We start from the raw sequence: 1,503 nt of genomic DNA on the forward strand, positions 1-1,503 counted from the left end.
CAACGTTTATGTGTACGAGCTGTTGCGTGTGACGGCACGAGCCATTCCAAACACAAAACTGCGCTGGAAAATCCGCGAGGATTTTCCAGATAGGCACAGACCCAGCAATGGCTTGTACACGGTGTTGGCAAATCGGTTTATTATTTTTTCGTTTGGGTTTTTAAGTCGGATGTATTATTGTTATAAAAATCTAATTTAGTCAATTCAGTTTAAACTCCGTTGTGGTTTTTTGTATTCTGTCTATTATTTTCTTTCCGGTCAGATTGCAATTAGAAGAGAAATATAAGTTTTCAGTTTCACACTTAAGGCATCAATAAAAAAATCAATTTTGTTCGATAGGGTTTTATAACTTGGAGTTGATTCAGAAGACTTGTCAAGCTTCTTAAATGTTTGTAGGTTCTGTTTTCAGCCGAACTTTTGGTAATCACAGAGATTCATCTTTTAAGCGGCTTAACACTGGTTTTCAAGGAAACAAAAACTATCTGTAACTGTGCTAAATTTGGTATTGTGTCTTCGCAGATTTCTTTTTAGTTTCCCTCCTTAAAAGTCCAAAAATTTTCGATGGATTTCCGCACTTCCTGGAGTTTTGGTCAACTGTTTGCCAACGTTGATGTGTATGGACCGTTGCGTGTTATAGCACGAACCATTAAAGATACAAAACTACGCTGGAAAATTCCCAAGAATTTTCCAGATGAGCACAGACCCAGCAATGGTTTATACACGGTGTTAGCACACGGTTTTTTCTTTCCGTCGTTGTTATTTTTTTCACACTCGAGTTAATTCCGACGTTTGTTTTTAGGTTTCAATTCAGTCAATTCAGATTGAATTCAAGCGCAATTTTTTTCGTTCAAATTTGATTTGGCGGGAAAGACACATTTTTCGATTTAGCACTTAAAAAAACCATCAGAACGACATCCTGATGGTTTTTATAGTAATGACGATATACTATTTCTTTTTATGGGGCTTGTATGCTTCTGTCTTGCCTTTTCTGCCGTTCCCACTACTTTTTATATAATCGCCTGTTTTTCCTTTAAATAATCTCAAAGTACTATTTTCTGTTTTGAATTTAAATAAATCATCAAATAATCCCATAAGTTCAATTTAAATTATTTTACTGTTATTTAGATGTAATGGATTTTTCCAAACTTAATATTAGTGAATGTTTAATGTCCTCCATCATTGTCATCATCATAACCATCAGGAAACATTATATCGAGAATGTCATCAGTATCTTCTTTAGTCCATTCGTCGTCGTCGTCGTCATTAAGAAACATTTTGCTGTTTAGGTAAAGTTCGTTTTCTTCCATCTTTTTTGATTTTAGTTTAATAAATATTTGAGAAAGTTAAGAATTTTTATCATAGGATTAAAAAAAATTAGGGTATTTCGTGCGATTTTTTTTAACTTGTGTGCTAACGTTGATGTGTATGGACCGTTGCGTCTCATACACACGAACCAATCCAAATATAAAAAAACTTTAGGGTCAATCCGTTAATATTCCAAAT

At 34.1% G+C, this 1,503-nt stretch carries 3 protein-coding genes; 1 reads left to right on the forward strand and 2 read right to left on the reverse strand.

The window, feature by feature from the left end:
* A partial coding sequence (locus tag A9996_RS20310) for a hypothetical protein (RefSeq protein ID WP_211272672.1) occupies positions 1-199 on the forward strand: 199 nt, incomplete at its 5' end.
* A gap of 746 nt (positions 200-945) precedes the next feature.
* On the opposite strand, the gene A9996_RS20030 is transcribed toward A9996_RS20310, so the two are convergent.
* Complete coding sequence (locus A9996_RS20030; protein ID WP_157487270.1) at positions 946-1,092, reverse strand: hypothetical protein; 147 nt, start codon at positions 1,090-1,092, stop codon at positions 946-948.
* A gap of 71 nt (positions 1,093-1,163) precedes the next feature.
* Complete coding sequence (locus A9996_RS20035) at positions 1,164-1,307, reverse strand: hypothetical protein (RefSeq protein ID WP_157487271.1); 144 nt, start codon at positions 1,305-1,307, stop codon at positions 1,164-1,166.
* Positions 1,308-1,503 lie beyond the last annotated feature (196 nt).

The organism is Gelidibacter algens, assembly GCF_001678675.1.
Lineage (GTDB): Bacteria > Bacteroidota > Bacteroidia > Flavobacteriales > Flavobacteriaceae > Gelidibacter > Gelidibacter algens.

Bases quoted from the DNA above. Each gene is read 5' to 3' on its own strand.
- A9996_RS20035 (WP_157487271.1), bottom strand. From the start codon at position 1,307: ATGGAAGAAAACGAACTTTACCTAAACAGCAAAATGTTTCTTAATGAC.
- A9996_RS20030 (WP_157487270.1), bottom strand. From the start codon at position 1,092: ATGGGATTATTTGATGATTTATTTAAATTCAAAACAGAAAATAGTACT.